The sequence below is a fragment of the Pseudonocardia hierapolitana genome, assembly GCF_007994075.1.
Taxonomy (GTDB): Bacteria; Actinomycetota; Actinomycetes; order Mycobacteriales; family Pseudonocardiaceae; genus Pseudonocardia; species Pseudonocardia hierapolitana.
The window spans coordinates 7211976-7235585 of the sequence record NZ_VIWU01000001.1; the positions used below are offsets into that span (position 1 = coordinate 7211976).

The 23610-nt window shown below is 74.4% G+C and carries 19 protein-coding genes; 10 read left to right on the forward strand and 9 right to left on the reverse strand.

Annotated features, from left to right (window positions below):
• The first annotated feature begins 13 nt into the window (after positions 1 to 13).
• On the forward strand, positions 14 to 1273 hold the full coding sequence (hisS, locus tag FHX44_RS34060; RefSeq protein ID WP_147261677.1) for a histidine--tRNA ligase: 1260 nt from the start codon (positions 14 to 16) through the stop codon (positions 1271 to 1273).
• 101 nt (positions 1274 to 1374) lie between these two features.
• Here hisS and FHX44_RS34065 read toward each other — a convergent pair whose 3' ends face one another.
• A complete protein-coding gene (locus tag FHX44_RS34065; protein WP_147259535.1) occupies positions 1375 to 1950 on the reverse strand; it encodes a TetR/AcrR family transcriptional regulator in 576 nt (191 codons plus the stop codon).
• Positions 1951 to 2154: 204 nt separating this feature from the next.
• Between FHX44_RS34065 and FHX44_RS34070 the strand changes: the two genes are divergently transcribed.
• Genes FHX44_RS34070 through FHX44_RS34080 form a run of 3 tightly spaced genes read left to right on the forward strand, consistent with a single transcriptional unit; the run spans position 2155 to position 5742 of the window.
• Entirely contained in the window at positions 2155 to 2607 is a 453-nt protein-coding gene (locus FHX44_RS34070) for a (2Fe-2S)-binding protein (protein WP_147259536.1), read from the forward strand.
• Complete coding sequence (locus tag FHX44_RS34075; RefSeq protein WP_147259537.1) at positions 2594 to 3574, forward strand: FAD binding domain-containing protein; 981 nt, start codon at positions 2594 to 2596, stop codon at positions 3572 to 3574. Before FHX44_RS34070 ends, FHX44_RS34075 begins: the two co-directional genes overlap by 14 nt.
• Positions 3571 to 5742: a xanthine dehydrogenase family protein molybdopterin-binding subunit gene (locus FHX44_RS34080; protein ID WP_147259538.1), complete on the forward strand. Its 2172-nt coding sequence runs from the start codon at positions 3571 to 3573 to the stop codon at positions 5740 to 5742. The genes FHX44_RS34075 and FHX44_RS34080 overlap by 4 nt, the downstream gene beginning before the upstream one ends.
• Before the next feature lie 80 nt (positions 5743 to 5822).
• On the opposite strand, the gene FHX44_RS34085 is transcribed toward FHX44_RS34080, so the two are convergent.
• Together FHX44_RS34085 and FHX44_RS43955 are read right to left on the reverse strand one after the other, a co-directional pair.
• Positions 5823 to 7145 (reverse strand): MFS transporter, encoded by a 1323-nt coding sequence (locus FHX44_RS34085; RefSeq protein WP_147259539.1) that lies wholly within the window; start codon positions 7143 to 7145, stop codon positions 5823 to 5825.
• Positions 7146 to 7369: 224 nt separating this feature from the next.
• On the reverse strand, positions 7370 to 10144 hold the full coding sequence (locus tag FHX44_RS43955) for an ATP-binding protein (RefSeq protein WP_147259540.1): 2775 nt from the start codon (positions 10142 to 10144) through the stop codon (positions 7370 to 7372).
• Positions 10145 to 10181: 37 nt separating this feature from the next.
• On the opposite strand from FHX44_RS43955, the gene FHX44_RS34095 reads away from it, so the two are divergent.
• Complete coding sequence (locus FHX44_RS34095) at positions 10182 to 10757, forward strand: class I SAM-dependent methyltransferase (RefSeq protein WP_147259541.1); 576 nt, start codon at positions 10182 to 10184, stop codon at positions 10755 to 10757.
• On the opposite strand, the gene FHX44_RS34100 is transcribed toward FHX44_RS34095, so the two are convergent.
• The 5 genes from FHX44_RS34100 to FHX44_RS34120 all read right to left on the reverse strand — a co-directional run bounded on the left by FHX44_RS34100 (position 10723) and on the right by FHX44_RS34120 (position 17197).
• Complete coding sequence (locus tag FHX44_RS34100; protein ID WP_147259542.1) at positions 10723 to 12030, reverse strand: MFS transporter; 1308 nt, start codon at positions 12028 to 12030, stop codon at positions 10723 to 10725. The two genes, FHX44_RS34095 and FHX44_RS34100, sit on opposite strands and share 35 nt — an antisense overlap.
• Positions 12027 to 13142 carry a Gfo/Idh/MocA family protein gene (locus FHX44_RS34105; RefSeq protein ID WP_147259543.1) on the reverse strand — a complete coding sequence of 372 codons (1116 nt, stop codon included), beginning with the start codon at positions 13140 to 13142 and terminating at the stop codon, positions 12027 to 12029. Before FHX44_RS34105 ends, FHX44_RS34100 begins: the two co-directional genes overlap by 4 nt.
• A complete protein-coding gene (locus FHX44_RS34110; RefSeq protein ID WP_147259544.1) occupies positions 13139 to 13903 on the reverse strand; it encodes a sugar phosphate isomerase/epimerase family protein in 765 nt (254 codons plus the stop codon). Before FHX44_RS34110 ends, FHX44_RS34105 begins: the two co-directional genes overlap by 4 nt.
• Positions 13904 to 13978: 75 nt before the next feature.
• Positions 13979 to 16543: a YibE/F family protein gene (locus FHX44_RS44075; RefSeq protein WP_342793272.1), complete on the reverse strand. Its 2565-nt coding sequence runs from the start codon at positions 16541 to 16543 to the stop codon at positions 13979 to 13981.
• A gap of 111 nt (positions 16544 to 16654) precedes the next feature.
• Positions 16655 to 17197 carry a gluconokinase gene (locus tag FHX44_RS34120; protein ID WP_147259545.1) on the reverse strand — a complete coding sequence of 181 codons (543 nt, stop codon included), beginning with the start codon at positions 17195 to 17197 and terminating at the stop codon, positions 16655 to 16657.
• 68 nt (positions 17198 to 17265) lie between these two features.
• On the opposite strand from FHX44_RS34120, the gene FHX44_RS34125 reads away from it, so the two are divergent.
• The 5 genes from FHX44_RS34125 (at position 17266) to FHX44_RS34145 (ending at position 23335) form a co-directional block, all read left to right on the forward strand.
• On the forward strand, positions 17266 to 18300 hold the full coding sequence (locus FHX44_RS34125) for an Rv2578c family radical SAM protein (RefSeq protein ID WP_147259546.1): 1035 nt from the start codon (positions 17266 to 17268) through the stop codon (positions 18298 to 18300).
• 112 nt (positions 18301 to 18412) lie between these two features.
• A complete protein-coding gene (gene aspS / locus FHX44_RS34130; protein WP_147259547.1) occupies positions 18413 to 20221 on the forward strand; it encodes an aspartate--tRNA ligase in 1809 nt (602 codons plus the stop codon).
• 25 nt (positions 20222 to 20246) lie between these two features.
• Positions 20247 to 21182, forward strand: coding sequence for a DUF389 domain-containing protein (locus FHX44_RS34135; RefSeq protein ID WP_147259548.1), 936 nt, complete (start codon positions 20247 to 20249; stop codon positions 21180 to 21182).
• Between the two features lie 10 nt (positions 21183 to 21192).
• A complete protein-coding gene (locus tag FHX44_RS34140; RefSeq protein WP_147259549.1) occupies positions 21193 to 22386 on the forward strand; it encodes a hypothetical protein in 1194 nt (397 codons plus the stop codon).
• Between the two features lie 106 nt (positions 22387 to 22492).
• A complete protein-coding gene (locus tag FHX44_RS34145) occupies positions 22493 to 23335 on the forward strand; it encodes an SGNH/GDSL hydrolase family protein (RefSeq protein ID WP_246170744.1) in 843 nt (280 codons plus the stop codon).
• A gap of 9 nt (positions 23336 to 23344) precedes the next feature.
• On the opposite strand, the gene FHX44_RS34150 is transcribed toward FHX44_RS34145, so the two are convergent.
• Positions 23345 to 23569, reverse strand: a complete 225-nt coding sequence (locus FHX44_RS34150; RefSeq protein ID WP_147259551.1) for a hypothetical protein — start codon at positions 23567 to 23569, stop codon at positions 23345 to 23347.
• Between the last annotated feature and the right edge of the window lie 41 nt (positions 23570 to 23610).

A 23610-nucleotide genomic window follows, 5' to 3' on the forward strand; every position in this document is an offset into this window, starting at 1 on the left:
GCTGGAGGAGAAGGTGACGCCGTTCGCGGCGCCCAAGGGCATCCCGGAGTACTACCCGCCGGAGTCGGCCGGGTTCGCGCACGTGCGTGCCACGCTCGAGGCGGCCGCCGACCGGGCCGGGTACGGCCTGCTGGAGCTGCCCGTCTTCGAGGACACCGCGCTGTACGCCCGCGGCGTCGGGGAGTCCACCGACGTCGTGAGCAAGGAGATGTACACGTTCGCCGACCGCGGCGACCGCTCGGTCACGCTGCGGCCGGAGGGCACCGCAGGCGTCGTCCGGGCGGTGATCGAGCACGGGCTCGACCGGCACGGGCTGCCGGTCAAGCTGCGCTACTCGGGCCCGTTCTTCCGCTACGAGCGCCCGCAGGCCGGCCGGTACCGGCAGCTGCAGCAGGTCGGCGTCGAGGCGATCGGCGTGGACGACCCCGCGCTCGACGCCGAGGTGATCGCGATCGCCGACGAGGGGTTCCGCGCGCTGGGGCTCACCGGATACCGGCTGGAGATCACCTCGCTCGGCGACGCCGAATGCCGCCCGGAGTACGGGCGCCTGCTGCGCGAGTTCCTCGCGGGGCTGCCGCTCGACGAGCCGACCCGGGCCCGCGCGCAGCTCAACCCCCTGCGGGTGCTCGACGACAAGCGGCCGGAGGTGCGCGAATTCCTCACCGGCGCGCCGCTGCTGATCGACCACCTCTCGGCTGCGTCCGCCGAGCACCACGCGGCCGTGAAGCAGCACCTCGACGACCTCGGGGTGCCCTACGTCGAGAACCCGCGGATGGTCCGGGGCCTGGACTACTACACCAAGACCACGTTCGAGTTCGTGCACGACGGGCTCGGCGCGCAGTCCGGGATCGGCGGCGGCGGTCGCTACGACGGGCTGATGGCCACCCTCGGCGGGCAGCCGCTGTCGGGCGTCGGCTTCGGGCTCGGCGTCGACCGCACCCTGCTGGCCTGCAGGGCGGAGGGCGTCGCGCCCTGGTCGGAGGCCCGCTGCGAGGTCTTCGGGGTGCCGCTCGGTGATGCCGCCAAGCGGCGGCTCGTGGTGCTCGCCGCGCAGCTGCGCCGGGCCGGGGTCCGAGTGGACCTCGCCTACGGCGGCCGCGGGCTCAAGGGTGCGATGAAGGCGGCCGACCGCTCCGGCGCGCGGCTCGCCCTCGTCCTAGGCGAGCGCGACCTGGACGCCGGGACGATCGGCGTGAAGGACCTGGCGACGGGGGAGCAGCAGTCGGTGCCCCTCGACGCGGTGGTCGACACGGTGGTCGCGGCGCTCGCCTAGATCGTGATGCAGCCGGGCCGGGCTCGCGCTCTCCGGGTGCGGTGATCAGCGGGCTGGTGCGAAACCGGTCGGATGCGGCCGTTCCTGCACCGAGTCGATGATCATTCCGGCCGGGGGGCCATGCCGCGCCAGAGCAGGTCGGTGAGCGCCTCGGCCTGGCTGCGCCAGTCGCCGCCCGGGTCGAGGTAGAGCAGACCGGAGAGCCCGCGCAGCACGGTCTGCGGATCCAGGTCGGCGCGGACGGTGCCCGCCTCGACGTTGGCCGCCAGCAGGGTGGACACCGCGCCGGCCATGGCTTCGTAGGCCTTGCCTGCGACGTCCTCGTGGGAGCTCGTGGTGGCGCGCAGGGCTTCGACGAGGCCGCGCTTGGTCATCATGTACCGGGCGAGGTGGTCGGTGGTCCACACCCGGAACGCCTCCTGGGGGGACCTGTCGCGCAGCAGCGTGGGGACGACGTCGAGCAGGTGCTGCACCTCCCGCCGGTAGACCGCCAGTACGAGCGCCTCATGGGTGGGGAAATGCCGGTAGACGGTGCCGACCCCGACGCCCGCGGCCTTGGCGATCGCGTTGAACGAGACCTCGCCCGAGCACGCCAACGACGCGGCCGCCGCGACGAGGATGCGCTCGTTGTTGCGTCGCGTGTCCGCGCGTCTCGGGCTCACCGATCCCATCGTCACCGTCGTTCACCTCCCGGCTGGTCCCGCTGCACGGTAATCCACGCCGGGCTCCCCGGGACATTGCCGAGCGGATAGTTATCCGCTACGGTGGCGGTGCATGGACCGGATATTCATCCGGTTTCCATCCTACGAGCTCGACGAGCCACACCACCACCACACGATGCCGTGCGACCGCTCGCGGGCGGCCGCCGGGGAAGAAGTCCCGTGGACATCTGTATCGAAGTCAATGGCAGAACCGAGAACCTCGACGTCGAACCCGGCGTCACGCTGCTCGACGCGCTACGCGAGCGGTTGGACGTCACCGGGCCCAAGAAGGGATGCGACCGCGGCCAGTGCGGCGCATGCACGGTGCACGTGGGCGGGCGGCCCGTGCTGTCGTGCCTGACGCTCGCCGCGACCGTGCGGGAGCCCGTGGCCACCGTGGACGGCCTCGCCGCCGACGGCGAGCTGCACCCGGTGCAGCAGGCGTTCGTCGACCAGGACGCGCTGCAGTGCGGGTTCTGCACGTCCGGCCAGATCATGTCCGCCGTCGCGGCGGTGGAGCAGGACGTGGCGGACGTGCGGGAGTTCATGTCCGGCAACATCTGCCGGTGCGCCGCGTACCCGAACATCGTGGCGGCGATCGACCAGGTGAGGCGGGCCGATGCGTCCGTTTGAGCTGACCGCCCCCGCGACCGTCGAGGACGCGCTCGCCGAACCGGGCACGTTCCTCGCAGGCGGCACCACCCTCGTCGACCTGATGAAGCTCAACGTGCTGACGCCGCAGCACGTGCTGGACATCAACGCGCTGCCCCTGCGCGGCATCGACACCAGCGACGGCCTGCGCCTGGGCGCGCTGGAGCGGATGAGCGACATCGCCCGGCACCCCGGGGTGTACCCCGCCGTGTCGCGGGCCCTGTTGCAGAGCGCGTCGCAGCAACTGCGCAACATGGCCAGCATCGGCGGGAACCTCCTGCAGCGCACCCGGTGCACCTACTTCCGGGACGTCGCGATGCCGTGCAACAAGCGGGAACCCGGCAGCGGCTGCCCGGCCCGCTCGGGTGCCAACCGGATGCACGCCGTCCTGGGCACGAGCGACTCGTGCGTCGCGACGCACGCGAGCGACGTCGCGGTCGCCCTGGTCGCGCTGGACGCCCACGTCACGCTCGCCGGCGCCGACGGGACCCGGACCGTGAAGCTGGCCGACTTCTACCGGCTCCCCGGCGATACGCCGGAGGTGGAGAACGACCTGCGGCCCGGTGAGCTGATCACCGAGGTCGTCGTGCCGCGGCTCGACTGGGCGGCCAACTCCACCTACGTCAAGGTGCGCGACCGGCAGTCGTACGAGTTCGCCCTCTGCTCCGCCGCGGTCGCGCTGGAGGTGCGCGACTCCCGCATCGTCGACGCCCGGGTGGCCGTCGGCGGGGTGGCGACGGTGCCGTGGCGCCTGCACGGGGTGGAGGCGGCCCTGCGCGGCGCGCCGGTGTCCCAGGCCGCGTTCGAGGACGCCGCGGCCGTCGCTACCGAGGGCGCGGCACCGCTGTCCGGGAACGGCTTCAAGCTGCCGCTGCTGAGGCGGACGGTCGTGCGGGCGTTGCTCGAACTCACTGCGCCGCTGGAACTGACGGAAGGGAGCGGGGCATGACCAGCCGCATCGACGGTCCGCTGAAGGTCACCGGCCAGGCGCGATACGGGCTGGACCACAACTTCCCCGGCATGCTCCACGGCTACGTGATCACCAGCACGATCGCGAACGGCGAGATCGTCGCGATGGACGTGACCGCCGCCAAGAGCGCTCCCGGCGTGGTCGCCGTCTACTCGCCGTTCGACCCGCTGACGCTGCGGAAGCCGAACAGCCCGGTGCTGGGCGAGACCTGGGTACCGCTGCAGGACCGGGACGTCGCCTACTACGGACAGCCCATCGGCTTCGTCGTGGCGCAGACCTACGAGCAGGCCCGCGACGCGGCGATGCTCGTCGAGGTGTCCTACGACGAGCGGCCTGCCCGCACGTCGCTCCAGGCCAACCTCGACCTGGCCGAGGACGGGCCGCCCGCCATGGACGGCGCCCCGCCCACGCACACCGTGCTCGCCCCGGGCGTGGCGTCCATCGAGGAGGCCCTCGCCGCGAGCCCGGTCGTGGTCGAGGGCACCTACTCCACCGCGGCCCAGAACCACGCGGCCATGGAGCCCCACTCCGCGGTCGCGGTCTGGGACGACGACGGCCTGACGATCTACAGCGGAAACCAGGGGGCGAGCTTCCAGCAGGCGGACATGGCGGCCGCGCTCGAGGTGGAGGCGTCGTCGGTGCACACGGTCAACCCGTTCGTGGGCGGTGCGTTCGGCGGGAAGGGCAGCACGTCGACCCCGGCGTTCCTGGCAGCGGCCGCGTCCCGTGTCCTGGGCCGGCCGGTCAAGGCGGCGCTGAGCCGGGAGCAGGTCTTCACGGCGACCGCGAACCGCGCTGAGACGCTGCAGGAGATCGCGCTGGGCGCCGACCGCGACGGAACGCTGATCGCGGTGCGCCACGACTCGTGGTGCAGCGCGGCGACCGACCTGTCGTTCGTGGAGCAGACCTCGCACGCCACGTCCAAGGAGTGGTACCGCACCCCGAACCTGGCCGTCAGCCAGAAGGTGGTGCCGCTGAACATCCCGCGCACGACGTTCATGCGCGCGCCTGGCGAGGCACCGGGGTCGTTCGCGCTCGAGAGCGCGATGGACGAGCTGGCCGCCGCGCTGGACATGGACCCGATCGAGCTGCGCCTGCGCAACGGCTCGATCGGACCCGTGGGCAGCGACCTGCAGTGGTCGAGCAAGTACCTCGAGGACTGCTACCGGATCGGTGCCGAGCGCTTCGGCTGGGCCCACCGCTCGGCCACCGGCCGCGAGGACGGCGACTGGCTGGTCGGGATGGGCATGGCGACGGCGATGTTCCCGGCCCTGCGGTTCCCGGCCACGACCGAGATCACGCTGCGGTCCGACGACACGGCGGTGATCTCGGTCGGCGGCGCCGACCCGGGAACCGGCCTGCTGACCGTGATGGCGCTGATCGGCGCGGAGTCGCTGGACATCGCACCGGAGCGGATCACGCCCCGGCTGGGCCTCTCGGCGTACCCGCCCGGCGGTTTGTCCGGCGGCTCGACCGCCACGGCCAGCGTCGGCTCGGCGATCATGATCGCCGCGTCGGCGGTGATCGACGACCTCCAGGCCATGGCGAGCGCGCCGGGCGCGCCGTTCGCGGGTCAGGACGTGACCTACGCCGACGGGCGGGTGCTGGGTGGCGGCCGCTCGATGACGTTCGGCGAGCTGCTGATCGCGCTCGGCCGCGTGTCGATCTCGGCCAGCGGCTCGTCGGCACCGGGGGAGGAGCTGACCAAGCACTCGTTCAGCTCCTTCGGCGCCCAGTTCTGCGAGGTCCGGGTGCACAGGTGGACGCGCGAGGCACGCGTGTCCCGCATGCTCGGTGTGTTCGACGCCGGCCGGATCATCAACGAGAAGGCCGCCCGCAGCCAGCTGATGGGCGGCATGATCTGGGGTGTCTCCGCGGCGCTGCACGAGGGGCTGGAGATCGAGGAGAACGGCCGGCTCGCCAACGGCGACCTGGCCGGATACCTCCTCCCGGTCAACGCCGACATCCCCGAGGCCGACGTGCACTTCGTGCAGCACCCCGACACGCTGCACAACCCGGTGGGCGCCAGGGGTGTCGGCGAGATCGGCACGGTCGGCATGGCCGCGGCCGTTGCGAACGCCGTCTACAACGCCACGGGCATCCGGGTCCGGCACACCCCGATCACGATCGAGGACCTGCTGGACTGACACCGCGCCTCCGGCCTCCCGGTCGCCGCCCGACCGGCGCCGACCGGGAGCGCGGGGACGTGGCCGCGCTCGCCTGAGCGTCACGACCCGGTGCGCCGCCGCGGTACCGCCGCGGCGGCCATCAGGGCGATCGCCGCCAGGACCAGCGGCACCACCGCGGTGCCCAGGGTGACTGCGGCCAGGGCGGGGCCCAGGGTGAACCCGAGGTTCCGGGCGAGCGCGGTCAGCCCGCTGCCGGCTCCGACCATGCCCGCAGGCGTCGCGCCGAGAACCAGCGCCGAGGTCGGTCCCGCGAAGAGGCCGTTGCCCACGCCGATGAGCAGCAGCGGCCCGACCAGGCCGAGCGGGCCGACCGGCGCGGCGAGCATCCAGGCCGCGCCGGCGAGCACCGCGACCGCCCCCGCGACGACGACGGGCGCGGCGCCCACCCGGTCGGCGAGCACGCCGGCAGGCGGCGACGTCGCCGCCATGGCGGCCGACAGCACCAGCAGGACCAGCCCCGTGGTGCTCGCGCCGGCGCCGACCAGCGCATAGGGCACGAGCAGGTTCACCGCGCCGACCCCGGCCGTGGTCGCGAGCAGCGCGACGAGCGACGGCGTGATCCGCCGCATGCGCAGCAGCCCGAGCACGGGCCGGGCGTCCGGCCGCCGCGCCCACGCGACCGTCGTGACGGCCGCGACGGCGAGCAGGCCGGCCGTGAGGAGCGGCGCATCGGCCGGCAGGCTCAGCGCCAGCACGAGCGCGGTGGCACCGGCGCCCAGCAGACCGGTGTCCAGCACGGCCGCCCGGTCCGGGCGCGGCAGCCCGGCCCGGCCGGGGCGCACCGCCGGGATCGCCCGGCCGGAGAGCGCGAGCGCGACCGCCACCACCGGCAGGTTCACCAGGAAGATCGTCCGCCAGCCGACGGTGTCGGTGAGCAGGCCGCCCAGCGCCGGCCCAGCGACCCCGGCGAGGGGGATGAGGGTGAGCACGATGCTCATCGCGCGGCCCCGGTGCTCGGGCCGCACCGCGTCGTTGACGAGCGGCAGCGCGACGACGCCGATCAGCGCACCCGCGCAGCCCTGCAGCACCCGCGCCGCCACGAGGGTTCCGATCCCGGGTGCGAGCGCCACGAGCGCGCTCGCGATGCCGAACCCGCCCACGGCCAGCCGGAACGCAGGCAGCGGGCCGGCGCGGTCCACCCACCGGCCCGCCGGCAGGCTCAGCGCCACGACCGGCAGGGAGTAGCCCAGCAGGAGCCACTGCGCCACCGCGGGCGGTGCGTTCAGCTCGGCGCCGATGGCCGGCAGGGCGACGGCCACGATCGTCATGTCGAGCGACATCAGCACGACGCCGAGGCAGACGACGAGCACCGCGTCCCATCGACTCCCCGAGCCGGTCGTCGCGGCGCGGGACACCGTCATGGAGGTCCTCCTGTTCACGGCGGCACGTTCGGCCGCCGCGGGGACCACGCTCGTTCTGAGTCCGGGGGTCGCGCATCGGGCACGAGCCCTAGAGGGCGATTCCGAACTCGACGCATCCGGGCCGGGACTCGACGTGCGCCCGCTCGGTGACCAAGGGCAGATGGTCGCTCCCGAAGATCGACCGACGACAATTTGCCCTTGAGCGGCGGCCGCCGGGCGTGGCTTCAGATGGCGCGGTCCGCCAGCAGTCCGAGGCGGTGAGCGGCCGCCGCGGCCTCGACGCGGTTGGCGACCTCGAGCTTGCCGAGGATGTTCGACACGTGGACGCTCGCGGTCTTCGGCGAGATGTAGAGGCGCGCGGCGATCGCGGCGTTGCCCATCCCGGTGGCGAGCAGCGCCAGCACCTCGGTCTCGCGCGGGGTGAGGCCGATGCGGCCGGCGGCGTCGCCCGCGGATGCCTGCCCGCCCAGCGGGAGGCGGGCGCGCCGGGCCAGGTCGGTGACCGCCGCCAGGAGCGGTGCCGCACCCAGCTCGCGCGCGATGGCCGCGGCGCGGGCGAGTGCCTCGGCGGCGGCGTCGCGGGCGCCTGCGGCGAGCAGGGCGGCACCCTCGTGGTGGAGCGCGGTCGCGCGCTCGAACGGGTGTCCGATCTCGTCCCACAGCCCCGCCGCAGTGGCCCAGTCGGCGGACCGTCCCGACGGGTACGCGGCGGCGGTGGCGGCCCACGCCCGCTGCGGCGGGGTCAGAGCCGGCACCCCGGCCGCGATCGATGCGACGTCCGCGGAGAGGAGATCGTCGGCGGCGGCGGCCTCCGCGGCCACGGCGAGCAGCGGCCACGAGTACCGGGCGGCGACGGCGAGGTCGGCGGGATCGAGCGCAGGCCGCAACGCCTCGATGGCGGCGACCGGCTCGCCACGAGCGAGGTGCAGCCGGCCGCGCAGCCGCACGAGGACGAGCGGCTTCTCGACACCCAGCTCGGCCGCGCGGTCGAGCAGTGCACCCGCGTGGTCGAGCTCACCGCGGCCGAGCGCGAGGTCGGCGGCCAGCACGAGCAGCCGGGAGTGGTGGATGGGTTCCGGGACGAGCTCGAGGGCCCGCTCCACGGTGTCACCCGCCTCGCTCCAGCGTCCGGCGGCCAGCAGTGCCGCGGCGAGGTTCGCCGCGTGCACCGGGCCTGCCGAGCGGATCAGGCCTGCCTCGGCGGCCGTCGCCAGACCGGCCCGCGCCGCCCGCTCGGCGTCGGCGAGCCGGCCGTAGCCCTCCAGCAGGTGGGACTCGAGGGCGAGCACCCGCAACCGGAGGTGGTCGGCCCCGAGCGTGCGGGCCACCGCTTCGGCCCGCACGAGGAGCGGGAGCCGGGTGTCGAGGTCGCCGAGCCGTGCGTCGAGCGTGGCGAGGGTGACCAGGGCGCTCGCCTCGGCCGGGTCGTCGCCGGCGCCGCGGGTGGCCGCCAGGGCCTCCTTCGCGGCCGCGCGGGCGCCGTCCGGGTCCGGCAGGTCCATCAGGTACGTCGCGAGCGCGTTGAGCAGGTAGGGCCGGATGGGGTGCCCGTCCGGAACGGCGGCCAGCGCAGCGCGCAGGTCGCCGCCCCGGCCGGGGTGGCCGGTGCACGCCCTGAGCCGAGCGCGGAGCTCGTACAGCGCGGCGGTGTGCACGTCCTCCAGTCCCGGCTCGGCCAGCGCCACCGTGACGAGCTGCTCGCCGCGCTCGCTCTCCCCGGCCCGCAGCGCCGCTTCCGCGGCCGTCTCCAGCACGGTCGCGCGATCTGCGCGCACGAGGACCGCCACGTCCGCAACGTCGTCCCACCAGCCGAGCACGCGCTCGACCAGCTGCAGCTCCTCCGCGTGCGCGAGCGCCCTGCGGGCCTGAGCGGCGGCCGCCCATGCCGCGACGACCGCGCCCGGCCCGTCGCCTGCGCCCGTGAGGTGGTGCGAGACCTCGGCGAACGAACCGCCGTGGTCGGGCAGCACGTCGGCGTAGCGGCGGTGCAGCCCGGCCCGCTCGCCCGGCAGCACCCCGGCCAGCACGGCGTCCCGGATGAGCGCGTGCCGGAACCGGTACCCGTCGCCGTCGACGACGAGCACGCCGGCGTCCACGGCCGTGCGGACCGCCGCGTCGACCGGCCCCCCGCACACGGCCGCGAGGACAGCGTGCGGGACCCGGAGTCCGCCGACGGCGACGGCCCGCACCACCGACGCGGCCTCGCCGAGCCGGTCGACCCGCGTCGCGAGGAGGTCGGAGAGCGATCCGGGGACGTCGCCCGGCGCGTCGCTCAGCAGGGCCTCGACGAAGAGGGGGTTGCCGTCACTGCGTTCGTGGAGGGACGCCACCAGCGCCGGATCGGCGGGCCGGCCGAGTATCGCGCTCGCCTGCGCCGCCACCTCCGCGCGGGTGAGCGGCGCCAGCGCGACGCGCTCGACGTGGCCGAGCCGGCCGAGCCCGGCGAGCAGCGGGCGCAGGCCCCGCGCGCCCGGCTCGTCCGAGCGGTGCGTCACGACGATCAGCGACCCGGGCGCCGCCCGCTGGTTGCGGACGAGGAACTCGAGCAGGTCGAGGCTGGAACGGTCGGCCCAGTGCGCGTCCTCGAGCACGAGCACGGTGGGGCCGCCCGCCGCCGGCCGGGCGATCAGGGTGAGCACGGCCTCGAACATCCGAGGCCGGTCACCGGGCGCGGTGTCCCCGACGTCGAGGGCGGGGAGGAGCGGCGCGAGGCGCCGCCGTTCGGTGTCGTCCTCCAGCTCCGTGCCGCGGAGGGCGGCCACGAACGGCGCGTACGGCAACCCGTCGGCGCCGAGCTCGACGCACCCGCCTGCGAGCACCCGCAGGGTCGGGTTGCGTGCGAGGAACTCCTCGACCAGCCGCGACTTCCCGACGCCCGCCTCGCCGCCGACGAGCACGGCGCACACCCCGCCCGTGGCGGCGCGGCGGAGTGCGGCGTCGAGGAGCCCCGACTCGGCCGCCCGGCCGACGAGCAGCGAACTCCGCACCGGTGTGCTCATGGCTCGTTCCACGGTAGCGAGCCCTTAGGCTCGGCGCGTGGCCGATTCCGATCGGGAGCGGTGGGACGCCCGGCACGCCGCGGCGGTGGCGGCGGGTGCGGTGGCGCCCGCCCCGCCCGACGCGCTGCGCGGGCGCACCGGGCTGCTCCCGCGCGGCGGCCGGGCACTCGACGTGGCCTGCGGCCGGGGCACCGTGGCCGTCTGGCTGGCTGCGCGCGGGTTCGACGTGGACGCGGTGGACGTCTCCCCGGTCGCGCTGGACGCGGGGCGCGACCTCGCGGCGCGGGAGGGCGTGACGGTGCGGTGGCTGCTCCACGATCTCGACACCGGGCTGCCGGAGGCCCGCCCCTACGACGTCGTCGTCTGCCAGCGCTTCCGCGACCCCGCCCGCTACCCGGAGCTGGCCGCCCGGCTCGCGCCCGGCGGCCTGCTCGTCATGAGCGTGCTGTCCGAGGTGGGGGAGGGAGCTGGGCCGTTCCGCGCGCCCGCCGGGGAGCTGCGGGCCGCGTTCGATGGGCTCGACGTGCTCCACCACACCGAGCGGGACGGCGAGGCGAGCCTGGTGGCCCGGGCACCGGTCAGGACGGCCGCGCCATCTCGAGGCCGTCGGTGAAGTCGGCGTCCTTCGTCTCGCGCAGCGGGACCAGGCCGCCCAGGCACACGAGCGCGATCACCAGCACGTAGGCCGAGATCGCCGCGCTCGACCCGGTGCGGGCGAGCAGGTCCGTGGCCACGATCGGGCTGATCCCGCCTCCGACGATGCCGCTCGCGCTGTAGGCGAACGAGGCGCCGGAGTAGCGGAAGCGCACCCGGAACAGCTCCGGCAGGAACGCGCCCATCGGCCCGTAGAGCATCGCGAAGCAGAGCAGACCACCGGTCATGCCGAGCGTGATCAGCAGCGGGTTGCCGGTGTCGATCAGCCAGAACAGCGGGAACGCCCAGACCGCGGCGAGCACGGCCGACGCCATGCAGAGCCGTTTGCGGCCGATGCGGTCGGACTGCACGGCGAACCACAGCGTGGCCGCCCCCATGACGGCCACCGCCACCATCGCGGCGAGCAGCATCGTGGTGCGGTCGACGTGCAGGATGGTGGTTCCGTAGGACAGCGCGAACGTGGTGACCGTGTAGAAGAGCGTGTGCGCGAGGATGAACGACAGCGTCGCGAACAGCAGCACCAGCGGCTGGCTGCGCAACAGGTCGGCGAACGGCACGCGGGAGCGTTCCTGGCGGTCCATCGCGGCCTGGAACACCGGGGTCTCGGCGATCCGCATCCGGATGTAGTAGCCCACCACGAGGAGCACGGCCGAGGCGAGGAACGGGATGCGCCAGCCGACGGTGCGGAAGGTCTCGTCCGACATCGTCGCGTCGAGCAGCAGGAAGAGCGCGTTCCCGAGCACGAACCCGACCGCGGGGCCCAGCTGCGGGAACGCCGAGTAGAGGCCGCGCTTGCCGGGCGGGGCGTACTCGGTGGCCAGCAGCACCGCGCCGCCCCACTCGCCGCCCAGCCCGATGCCCTGCAGGAAGCGGGCGATCACCAGCAACACGGGCGCGAGCACGCCGATGGTCTCGAACGAGGGGATCAGGCCGACGGCCACCGTGGCCCCGCCCATCAGCACGAGCGAGACGATCAGCATCCGCTTGCGCCCGATCCGGTCGCCGAAGTGGCCGAACAGGATCGCGCCCAGTGGCCGCGCGACGAACCCGACCGCGTACGTGGCGAACGCGGCCAGGGTGCCGGCGAGCGGCGAGAACGAAGGGAAGAACACTGCGCCGAACACGAGCGCCGCGGCCGTGCCGTAGATGTAGAAGTCGTAGAACTCGATCGCGGTGCCGACGAAGCTCGCGATCGCGATGCGCCGCCCTGTCGGCCGTTCGGGGGAGCTCATTGCTCCAGTGTGCGGGCCGCCGGGTCCCAGTCCTCCGGGAGGGCCGGGGCCACCTCGACCGTGGTCGCCACGTCCACGGGTGTGCCGCGATCGGCCGCCTCGATCGTGGAGATCATGACGTCGAGCACGTGCTCGCCCAGCTCACCGGACGCGCGCTCGGGCCGCCCCGCACGCACCGCGCGGGCCAGCTCGAGCACCCCCGTGCCGCGCGTGGCCGGAGCGGGAACGGCCGGAGTGGTGACCACGTCGCCGTCCATGCGGTGCACGACGATCTCGCCTGCGAAGGTGTTGGGGTCGGGCACCGCGATCGTGCCCTCGGTACCGGAGATCTCGATCGTGCGCCGCTTCACGGCCGAGTCGAAGCTGAAGAGGCACTGGGCGCTCGCGCCACCGGCGTACCGGTAGATCGCGGCGACGTGGGTGGGCACCGTGACGTCGAACTGCTGGCCTGCGCGCGGCCCCGACCCGACCGTGCGCACCGCTCGCGCCTTCGACGTGACCGCGGAGACCTGCGCGACCGGGCCGAGCAGCTGGGCGAGCGCGGTGAGGTAGTAGGGGCCGAGGTCGAACAGCGGGCCCGCGCCGTCCTGGAACAGGAAGTCCGGGTTGGGGTGCCACGACTCCGGGCCCGGGCTCTGCAGCAGGGTCAGGGCCGTGAGCGGCGTGCCGATCGCCCCGGACTCGACGAGCCGGCGCGCGGTCTGGATGCCGGGGCCGAGGAACGTGTCCGGGGCCGTCGCCACGCGCAGCCCGCTCGCGCGGGCGGCGTCGAGGAGCTTGCGGGTGCCGTCGCGGTCGAGGCCGATCGGCTTCTCGTTCCACACGTGCTTGCCCGCCCCGATGGCCTGCAGCGCGACGTCGACGTGGGCCTGCGGCACGGTGAGGTTGACGACGAGCTCGATCTCCTCGTTCTCGAGCACCTCCGGCACCGAGCCGCCGCGGGGCACGCCGAACGCGGCGGCCTGCGCGCGGGCCCGCTCCTCGTCGAGGTCGCCGACCGCGCGGACGTCCAGGTCGGGAAAGCGCGTCAGGTTGCGCAGGTACTCGGTGCTGATGACGCCGGCGCCGATCACGCCGACCCGGACCGGGCCCGTCCCGCCGGCCCCACTCATGCGAGCTCCTCGGCGCGCAGCCACGCGACGCTGTCGGCGACGGCCTGGAACCGGTCACCCCGGGTGTCGTCGAGCTCGACGACCCGCAGCGCGTGCGGGGCCGCGGCGAGGATCTCGCGGACCGGGAGGTCGCCCTGGCCGACCGGCACCTGGTCGAGCGGGTCCGGGGTGGCGGGCCCGTCCTTGACGTGCACCGCCGTGACCCGGTCGCCGAGCCGCTTCAGCAGCTCCACCGGGTCCTGCCCGCCGACGGCCGCCCAGTACGTGTCGACCTCCAGCACCACCGCGTCGTCGAGGTGCGAGGCGAGCAGCTCGAGGGCGGTGGTGCCGTCCCGACGCATGCCCTCAGTGGGGTACAGGACGATCTCCAGCTCCTGGGCGTGGTTGTGGTACCCCACGCGCACCCCGTGCCTGGCGGCGACGGCGGCCGCGGCGTTGAGGTCGTCGGCCACGGCGGCCACCCCGTCCGCGCTCTCGAAGCGCTCCCGGTCGATGCGCGGGTCGAACACGGTGCCCACCCCGAGCGCGGCGGCCGCGGCGAAGATCTCCTCCTCCGCCCCGGTGCCGACGACGTGCTGGTGCGCCGTGGGCGCGGTGAGCCCGCTCGCCGCGAGCGCCGGGCCGAGCTGCGCGGCGAAGTCGGTGAGCCGGAACGGTTCGACCTGGGCGAGTCCCAACCCGGCGAGGCGGTCGAGGGTGCCGGGAAGGTCCTCGACCAGCAGCTCGCGCAGGGTGTAGAGCTGAACGGAGAGGGAGGTCACGCGTCGAGGATCACCGCTCGTGGGCGTGCGGGGCAAGCGTTGTCCCAGCGGCCGGACACAGCGTGGCGGGGACCACTAGCCCGCCTTCTCGGCAGCCGGCACCGTCTCCCGCGCCGCCACCGCGGCCGCGAGCGCCGTGGTGATCGGGACCGAGGCCACCAGGCCGATGCTGCCCACCAGGGTCCGCACGATCTCGGTGGCTACGTCCTGGGAGGTGACGATGTCGCCGAATCCCCGCCCGGACAGCGAGAACAACAGCAGCAGCGGCAACGCCGCACCGGCGTACGCGAGCACGAGGGTGTTCACGGCGGAGGCCACGTGGTCGCGCCCGATCCGCATCGCCGCCGTGAACAGGCCACGCGCGCTCAGGCCCGGGTTGGCGTGGCGCAGCTCCCACACGGCGCTCGTCTGGGTGACCGTCACGTCGTCGAGCACGCCGAGCGCGCCGATGACCACCCCGGCGAGCAGGAGGCCGCGGGCGTCGACGCCGGTGCCGAGGGTGGCGATGAGGTTGCTCGTCTGGTCGTCCAGGCCGGTGAGCTGGGCCGCTGCGGAGAACGCGGCGCCGAGCGCGCCGATGAGCGCGAGCGAGAGCAGCGTGCCGAGCACGGCCGTCGACGTGCGCGCCGAGGGGCCGTGCGTCAGGTACAGGACCGCGAACATGATCAGACAGGAACCGACGACCGCGACGGCGAGGGGATCGCGGCCCGCGAGGATCGCCGGGACCACGAAGAACAGCAGCACCACGAAGCTGAGCCCGAGCGCACCGAGCGCGGCGAGGCCGCGCCACCGGCCCAGCACGAGCACCGCCGCGGCGAACAGGCCCGCGAGCCACGCGAGCGGGGCGTCCCGCTGGAAGTCCACGACCTGGTAGGACCCGGCGTCGTCCGGCTCGGCACCGGACCAGCCCAGCACCACCTGATCACCCACCGCGAACCGCGGCGTGCCCGGCTCGACGGGGACCACCTGCACGAGGTCCCGGCCCGGTCGGGGCCCGTCCGCCATGTGGACGACGAGCGCGACGCAACCGCCGTCGCCGGAGCCGGGCGAGCAGTCCGTCGCCCGGGTGGCCGTCACCTGGGCCCGTACCAGTTCCTGGCTGGGCGGATGCGCCGTGGCGGGCGGGCCACCGGAGGGCCGGAGCAGGACGAGCCCGACGAGCGTGGCGAGCGCGCACGGGACCAGGAGCGCCGCGATGAGGATCCGCACCTTCCGCCCGGCGGGGCGGACAGGTCCGTGGCCGTGCCCGTGGCCGTGGCCGGGTGCCGGGTGATCCTCCGGGGGCTTCCCCGGGGGCAGGAATCTGGTGGCCCAGCCGGGGAGCGTGATCGGCACAGGCAGGCCGAACACGCGCGCTCGTACGGGCGGTTCCTCCGGCGGGGCCTCGACGTCGGGGACCTCGACGGCGGGCGCCGCGGGGTCGGGGGCCGCGGGCGCGCGCGCCTTGTCGTGGAGTCCCAGCAGTTCCGGGGTCAGGGCCGGGGTCTCGGTGGTGGTCTCGACGAATAGCTCGGCCGGCGCTCCGGGCGGGTCACCGGGACGGCGGGCCGGCAGGCCGGTCACGACCGGGTCGACGCGGGGGTGGTCCGGGTGCGAGGGGATGTCGCGGATGCCGGGCCGGCCGACGGTGCTGTCTGGGGAGGGACCCGGAGGTCCGGGCGGGATCCCGAGATCGGCACCGTGGTACGGGTCGTCCGCTGTGACGGGGGAGCCGGCCGGGGCCCCGTTGCCGGCGATCCTCCTGCGGGGTGGCCGGTCGGGCTCGACGCGGTCGCGTTCGTCCTGCCGGCCGGGACGCTCGGCGAACGGGTCGTTCGCGTACGCGGCGGCTGCGTCGGCGTCCGGCCCGGGGGCGTCGGCGGCGAACGGGTTGCGGGTAGCTCGGTCCGCCGCATACGGGCCGGGTGCGTACGTGTCCGCCGCCCGGGGGCCCGGCGCGGACGTGCCCGCTGCACGGCGGTCGGCAGCGTAGAAGTCTGCCGCGTAGCTGTCTGCTGCGTAGGTGTCCGCCCGGTGCGGTTCCGCTGCGTACGGTTCCGCCGGGTATGGGTCCGCCGGGTACGGGTCCGCCGGGTACGGGTCCGCTGGGTACGGCTCGCCGCGGTGCGGCGCATCCGGGTAGGCGTCGGCCCGGCGTCGGGATCCGCGATCGGAGGCCGCGCTGTGTGGGCCGCCGTTCCTGCCGGCGAGGTCCCGGTCGCCGGTGTCCCAGCCGGTGTCCCAGCCGCCCGTGTCCCAGCCCGGGTCCCGGCCGGTGTCTCGGCCCGTGTCCCAGCCGGTGTCCCAGTCGCCGTGATCCCACTCGCCGTGGTTCCGGCCGCCGCCGTTGCCGTCACGGGCCGTCCGGTCTCCGTGGTTCCGGTCGCCGTCGGGGTCACCGGTCGGGTCGGCGCCGTTCCCGCTGCTGCGGTACCGGTCGTCGGAGGAGCCGCCCTCGAAGGCCTCCGCTGACCGGCGGCCGGCCGCTGCGCCGTCGCGGGCGTGTCGGGGGCGCTCGGAGCGGTGGGCGGGCTGGAGGACGGCAGGGAAGCCGACCTCGGGTGTCTGCGGCGCCGTGTCGGGCCGGTCGGTGCGGTGCCGGCCCGGTGCACGGCTGCCACGGGCCGCCCTTGTGGTCTCCTCCGGTTCGTCAGCAGGCACGCTCCCATCCTGTCAACGCCCGCCGGGAGCTTCCCGCCTCGTCCGTTCGCCGGTGGGTGTGGCGCGGTCACCGGCCCGTTACCTGGGGGTCAGCGGGTGGGCGCGCGCCCGTCAATCGTCATTGCGTCCGCTCGGCGCATCGGGGTTGCTCCGATCGTCGGCGACGCGCGCCAGTACGTCCTCGGTGATGTCGGCGGGGGAGCGGTCGGTCTCGACGGCGAAGCCCGGCTCGTCGGGGGCGAGGGGTTCGAGCGTGGCGAGCTGGCTCCCCAGGAGGGACGGCGGCATGTAATGGCCGCGGCGGTTGTCCACCCGGTTCTGGATGAGCTCACGCGGGGCGAGCAGGTGCACGAACCGCACCGAGGGGTGGCCGTCGCGCAGGAGGTCACGGTAGCTGCGCTTGAGCGCGGAGCAGGTGAGCACCGCGTCGCGGCCTGCGGCCTCCTGCTGCCCGATCCAGGCGGCGATGCGGCGCAGCCACGGCCAGCGGTCGTCGTCGTCGAGCGGAGTGCCGGCGGCCATCTTGGCCCGGTTGGCCTCCGGGTGCAGGTCGTCGCCCTCGACGAAGACCCAGCCCGTGCGTTCGACGATCGCGTCGGCGACCGAGGTCTTGCCGACCCCGGAGACGCCCATCACCACCAACGTGCGTGTCATGGTGGCAGCTTCGCGCATCGCCGGTGCACCCGCTTGCACCCGGTCTCGAACGGGTGTTCGATGTCGGGATGGCTTCCGAGTTCCGCTGGAGCGGGCAGCAGGTGCTCGACGAGGGTGTCGGGGCCGCGCCGGCGTTGCCGGGGATGCGCGGGCTGCTGCGCTCGGTGCGCACCCCCGAGTTCGCCGGCACGGTGTTCCACGAGGTGGAGGCGAAATCGGCGCTGAACCGGGTGCCGGGTGCGTCGCCGATGCCGTTCAGCTGGACGGTCAACCCGTACCGGGGATGCAGCCATGCGTGCACCTATTGCTTCGCCAGGAACACGCACACCTACCTCGACTTCGACGCGGGCGCCGACTTCGACAGCCAGATCGTGGTGAAGGTCAACATCGCGCGGGTGCTGGAGCGCGAGCTGCGCTCCCCGCGCTGGAAACGGGAGCCGGTGGCGATGGGCACCAACACCGACCCCTACCAGCGTGCCGAGGGCCGCTACCGGCTGATGCCCGGGATCGTCGGTGCGCTGGCGCGCTCGGGCACACCGTTCTCGGTGCTCACGAAGGGCACGGTGCTCGCTCGCGACCTTCCGCAGTTGTCCGCGGCGGCGGCCGATGTGCCCGTGTCGCTCGGGGTGTCCATCGCCCTGCTCGACCGGCCGCTGCAGTCCCGCCTCGAGCCGGGAACCCCGTCACCGGCCGCGCGGTTGGAGCTGGTGCGCCGCATCACCGACGCCGGCCTCGACTGCGGGGTGATGGTGGCCCCGGTGCTGCCGCTGCTCACCGATTCCGCCGAGGCCCTCGACGCCCTCTTCGCGCAGATCAGCGCCGCGGGAGCGAGCGGCGCCAGCGTCATCGCCCTCCACCTGCGGCCCGGCACCCGGGAGTGGTTCCAGGCCTGGCTGGCCCGGGAACACCCGCGCCTCGTCGAGCCCTACGCCCGCCTGTACCGCCGAGGCTCCTACGTCGTGCCGGATTACCGCCGCATGCTGGCCGAACGCGTCCGCCCGCTGCTGCGCGAGCACGGCCTGGACCGTGGGGTGGGCATGCCCCGCACCCCGCCGGAGGAGGCCCCACACACGCCGCCTGCGGAGCAGCTGACACTCCTGTAGGCGCCACGTCGGACGAGCCGGTCCTGCGTGAGCCCCCCACAGCGTTCGTGGAGGCGGCGGTTGGACCGGGGTGCGCGGAAACCCGCTGGCTCTGGCCGGATAACCTCGGCTCGTGATGCGCAGCCACCCCGCCGGCACTCTCCGTGCCGAGCACGCCGGACAGTCAGTGACACTCGCCGGGTGGGTGGCGCGCCGCCGGGATCACGGCGGCGTGATCTTCATCGACCTGCGGGACGCGTCCGGATCGGCGCAGGTGGTGTTCCGCGAGGGCGAGATGGCCGAGCGCGCCCACCGGCTGCGCGCGGAGTTCTGCGTCCAGGTCACCGGCGAGGTCGTGCGCCGCCCGGCCGGCAACGAGAACCCGGACCTCGCCACCGGCGAGATCGAGATCACCGCCACCGCCCTCACCGTGCTCTCGGAGTCGGCGCCGCTGCCGTTCCCGCTCGACGAGCACAGCGACGCGAACGAGGAGATCCGCCTCAAGCACCGCTACCTCGACCTGCGCCGCAGCGGCCCGGCGGCAGCGTTGCGGCTGCGCAGCGAGGCCAACCGGATCGCTCGCACCGTCCTCCACCAGCGGGACTTCGTCGAGGTCGAGACGCCCACGCTCACCCGTTCCACGCCGGAGGGCGCCCGCGACTTCCTCGTGCCCGCGCGCCTGCGCCCCGGGTCGTGGTACGCGCTGCCGCAGAGCCCGCAGCTGTTCAAGCAGCTGCTCATGGTCGCCGGTGCCGAGCGCTACTACCAGATCGCGCGCTGCTACCGGGACGAGGACTTCCGCGCCGACCGCCAGCCCGAGTTCACCCAGCTCGACATCGAGATGAGCTTCGTCGAGCAGGACGACGTGATCGAGCTCGGCGAGGAGATCGTCGCGGCGCTGTGGTCGGAGCTCGCGGGCTACGAGATCCCGCGCCCGATCCCGCGGCTCACCTACGCCGAGGCGATGGCCCGTTACGGCTCCGACAAGCCCGACCTGCGTTTCGGCGTGGAGCTCACCGACCTCACCGAGTACTTCGCCGACACGGCCTTCCGGGTGTTCCAGGCGGCCTACGTCGGGGCCGTCGTGATGCCGGGCGGCGCGAGCCAGCCGCGCAAGCAGCTCGACGCGTGGCAGGAGTGGGCGAAGCAGCGCGGGGCGCGCGGCCTGGCGTACGTCCTCGTCGACGACGACGGGACGGTCAGCGACCGCGGCCCGGTCGTGAAGAACCTCTCCGAGGCCGAGCGGGAGGGACTGCCGAAGGCCGTCGGTGCCTCACCGGGCGACGCGATCTTCTTCGCCGCCGGCCACCCGTCCGACGCGCGCGACCTGCTCGGCGCCGCCCGGGGCGAGGTCGCCCGCCGGTGCGGGCTGGTCGACGAGAGCGCGTGGTCGTTCGTGTGGGTCGTGGACGCGCCGATGTTCGAGCGCATCCGGGACGACAAGGGCAACGAGCTGGGCTGGACGGCGGTGCACCACCCCTTCACCTCCCCCAACCCGGACTGGGTCGACCGCTTCGAGGAGGCGCCGGGCGAGGCGCTGGCCTACGCCTACGACATCGTCTGCAACGGCAACGAGATCGGCGGCGGCTCCATCCGTATCCACCGCTCCGACGTGCAGCAGCGGGTGTTCGCCCTGCTCGGCATGGACGAGGCGGAGCAGCGGGAGAAGTTCGGCTTCCTGCTCGACGCGTTCGCCTACGGCCCGCCGCCGCACGGCGGTATCGCGTTCGGCTGGGACCGCACCTGCATGCTGCTGGCGGGGGGCGACTCGATCCGCGACGTGATCGCGTTCCCGAAGACCGGCGGGGGCTACGACCCGCTCACGGCCGCCCCCGCACCGATCACGGCGGAGCAGCGCAAGGAGGCGGGCGTCGACGCGGTGCCGCCGCCTGCACCGCCCGCGGCGTCACCGGCCGCCGACGAGCCGCCCACCAAGCTGTGAGCGGTGCAGCCGCGGGGGTGAGCCCGTGCTGCACATGAGGGTGATCGCGCCCGCCGACCGCTCGGCCGCGGTGCGGGATCTCCTGGTGGCCGAACCGGGCGCCACGCACGTCGCGGTGTTCCCGGGCGCCGCCGTGCAACCGGCGGGGGACGTGATCGAGGCCGATGTGGCCCGCGAGGCCGCGGACGACCTCCTCGGGCAGCTGTGCACGCTCGGCGTCGACCGGTCGGGCGGGGTCACGCTCGAACTGATCGACACCAGCCTGTCCGACGCGGCCGACGCGGCGGAGGAGGCCGCGCCGGGCGATCCGCAGGACGCCGTCATCTGGGACGAGGTGGTGGCACGCACGGGCGAGGAGTCCCGGCTCTCGATCAGCTATCAGGCCTTCCTGACCATCGCCTGCCTGCTGGCGGCCATCGGCGCGATCACCGACTCGCCGGTCACGGTCGTCGGGGCGATGGTGCTGGGGCCGGAGTTCGGGCCGCTCGCGGCCGTCGCCGTGGGCCTCGTCCTGCGCCGCGGCGACCTCGTCCGCCGCGGCGCCGTCGCGCTGGGCGCCGGGTTCCCGCTGGCCATGGCGGTCACGGCGCTCGGGACGCTGCTGCTCGACGCCACCGGCCTGCTGTCCACGGCCCAGCTGGCCGACCTCGACCAGGTGGCGTTCATCTACGAGGTCGGCCCGTTCTCGCTGATCGTCGCCCTGCTGGCCGGCGCCGCCGGGATGCTCTCGCTGACCTCGGCCAAGTCGGCGTCGCTCGTCGGCGTGTTCATCTCGGTGACGACGGTGCCCGCCGCGGCGTTCGCCTCGGTGGCGCTGGTCGAGGGCCGCTACGTGCAGGCGATGCAGTCCGGGCTCCAGCTGGCCGTCAACCTCGTCGGCATCGTCATCGCGGCAGCCGCCGTCCTCCTGCTCGCCCGCAGCCGTTCGGAGCGGGGCGGGCGGAAGCTGTCCGCGGGGTAGGGTCGAGACGATGGTTCGCGACCTGGGCAGCTTTCCCAGGCCGGTGCTCGCTGCGCTGGCTGCCGCAGAGCGGCTGCTCACCCGCCGGTCCGGGGCCGGCGTCGTGCTCGCGGACCCCGAGGATCTCGGGGGGAGCGAGCGGTCGGTGGTGGCGCGCGCCCGGCTGGTGCGCAACCCGTTCTCGCTGCCGCGCACGATCGTGGTCAAGCACTACCTGGGCGAGCCCGACCCGGACCGTCCCGACCCGTTCCACTACGAGGTGGCCAGCTGCCAGCTGTTCACGGCGCTCCCGGCCGATGCGCGCCCGAGCCCGGTGCTGATCGCGCACGACCCGCAGACCCGCCTGCTGGTGCTCGAGGACCTGGGGCGCAGTTCCACGCTGGCCGACAAGCTCTTCGGGCCGGACGCCGCCGCCGCGCGGAGCAACATGCTCAGCTGGGCCAGGGCACTGGGCCGGATGCAGGCGGCGACGGCGGGCCGCGAGGGCGACTTCGGGGCACTGTTGCGCCGGCTGGGGGAGCGGGCCTGGCGCGACCCGGTGGCCGAGGACGCCCGGGTCGCGCTCGCCAAGGGGCCGGCCCTGCTGGCGGGCGAGCTCGGGGTCGACGCCTCGTCCGCGGCGGTGCTGGAGGCCCACGAGACCGCCCGCCTGCTCGGCGGTACCCGCTACCGGGCGTTCAGCCCGTCCGACACCTGCCCGGACAACAACCTCGTCACCAGCCGTGGCGTGCGGTTCGTCGACTTCGAGTGGGGGTGCTTCCGCGACGTCGCTCTCGACGCCGCGTACTTCCGCGTGCCGTTCCCCGGTTGCGAGGCGAGCTTCGCCCTGCCGGCCGGCCTGGCCGACACGATGCTCGAGGCGTGGCGCAACGAGATCGCGGCGGTCTGGCCCGACCTGGACGAGCCCGCCGTGCTCGAGCGCAGGCTGCTGCACGCCCAGCTGCTGTGGGTGTGGCTCACCACCTGGTGGCTCCTGCCCCGGATCCGCGAGAGGGACCGTCCGATCGGCCCGGACGCCACCCGCTCCCCCCGGATCAGCAGCGCACTGGGGCACTACTGGCGCCAGATGGCCGGAGCAGCAGAGGAGGGTGGCCTTCCCGCCACCGCCGAGCTCGGCGACGCGGTGGCCGACGCGCTCGCCAAGCGGTTCCCGGACGCGCCGGGCACCCTGCCGCTCTACCCCGCGTTCCGGTCCGTCGCGTGACCGATCGCCGCTGGTCAGAGCACCGATAGTTCGTCCGCCCGCCCTCGGTACGTCATCCCGCGAACACTCCCGGTGAGCCGGCATCGGTGATCGTGGCGGTGTGAGCGTGCAGCCGTCGACTGTGCCACCACCCGACCCCTTCCGGCCCCGACTCACCCTCGTCCCGGAGCCGCGGCCACGCCCGGTCCGCACGCTGGTGACGCTCGGCGACTCCACCGCCGCCGGCCTCGGCGACCCGATGCCGGGGGGCGGGTGGCGCGGGTTCTCCGTGCTGCTGGCCGAGGCGCTCGGCGCGCGGCTGGTGAACCCGGCCGTCACCGGTGCCCGGATGGCCGACGTCCGCCGCGACCAGCTCCCCGTGGTCCTCGCGGAGGAACCGGACGTCGGGGTGGTCTTCGTCGGGATGAACGACACCCTGCGCTCGGACTTCGACCCGGTCCGGCTGCGGGCCGACCTCGCCGCGACGGTTGGCGCGCTGCGCTCCGCCGGGGCGTACGTGCTGGTGATGCGCTACCACGACCACACGCGGGTGTTCCCGTTGCCGGCGCCGCTGCGCCGGGCCCTGTGGCGGCGGGTCGTGGCGCTGAACCTGGCCGTCGACGCCGTCGTCACGGAGACGGGCGCGGGGATCGGCGTCCTCGACCTGGACGCGTTGCCGGGCGGATACGAACCCGCCGCATGGGCGGTCGACCGGCTGCATCCCTCCGAGCTGGGGCACCGGATGGTCGCCGCCGGGCTCGCCGCGCTGCTCGCCGGCGCAGGCTTCGCGGTGCCCGGCCGGGTGAGCATGCAGTGCGGTGGCGGCCGGGAGGTGACGGCCCTGCACCGGGCCGCATGGCTGGTGTTCAAGGGCGTGCCGTGGCTGGTGCGGCGCGCCCGGGACCTCGGCCCGGTGATCGTCCAGGGCCTCGCAGGTGAGCTGCGCGCGGGGCTCACCGGCCGCTGCTGATCGAGCCCGTCAGGCGGCGCGGCGCAGGGGGACCGGTGCCACCGGTGACGTCGGCGAGGCCACGGCGAGCAGCGCTTCGATCCGCCACAGTTGCGCGCGGGTGCAGGTGGGGCAGATCCAGGTGATCGAGCCGTCCGGCTCGTGCTGGCTGCTCCAGGCGAGTCCCGCGGCATCGGCGGGGGTGCGTGCGAGGGCGCAGAGTGGGCAAGCCGTCTTGTCGGCCCTGTTGTCCATGCCTCCTGAGGCTCCCGGGTCCCGATTGCGACGGGATGAAC

Bases quoted from the DNA above. Each gene is read 5' to 3' on its own strand.
- FHX44_RS34080 (WP_147259538.1), top strand. From the start codon at position 3,571: ATGACCAGCCGCATCGACGGTCCGCTGAAGGTCACCGGCCAGGCGCGA.
- FHX44_RS34140 (WP_147259549.1), top strand. From the start codon at position 21,193: ATGGTTCGCGACCTGGGCAGCTTTCCCAGGCCGGTGCTCGCTGCGCTG.
- FHX44_RS34085 (WP_147259539.1), bottom strand. From the start codon at position 7,145: ATGACGGTGTCCCGCGCCGCGACGACCGGCTCGGGGAGTCGATGGGAC.
- FHX44_RS34150 (WP_147259551.1), bottom strand. From the start codon at position 23,569: ATGGACAACAGGGCCGACAAGACGGCTTGCCCACTCTGCGCCCTCGCA.
- FHX44_RS34120 (WP_147259545.1), bottom strand. From the start codon at position 17,197: ATGACACGCACGTTGGTGGTGATGGGCGTCTCCGGGGTCGGCAAGACC.
- FHX44_RS34100 (WP_147259542.1), bottom strand. From the start codon at position 12,030: ATGAGCTCCCCCGAACGGCCGACAGGGCGGCGCATCGCGATCGCGAGC.
- FHX44_RS34125 (WP_147259546.1), top strand. From the start codon at position 17,266: ATGGCTTCCGAGTTCCGCTGGAGCGGGCAGCAGGTGCTCGACGAGGGT.
- FHX44_RS43955 (WP_147259540.1), bottom strand. From the start codon at position 10,144: ATGAGCACACCGGTGCGGAGTTCGCTGCTCGTCGGCCGGGCGGCCGAG.
- FHX44_RS34105 (WP_147259543.1), bottom strand. From the start codon at position 13,142: ATGAGTGGGGCCGGCGGGACGGGCCCGGTCCGGGTCGGCGTGATCGGC.
- FHX44_RS34075 (WP_147259537.1), top strand. From the start codon at position 2,594: ATGCGTCCGTTTGAGCTGACCGCCCCCGCGACCGTCGAGGACGCGCTC.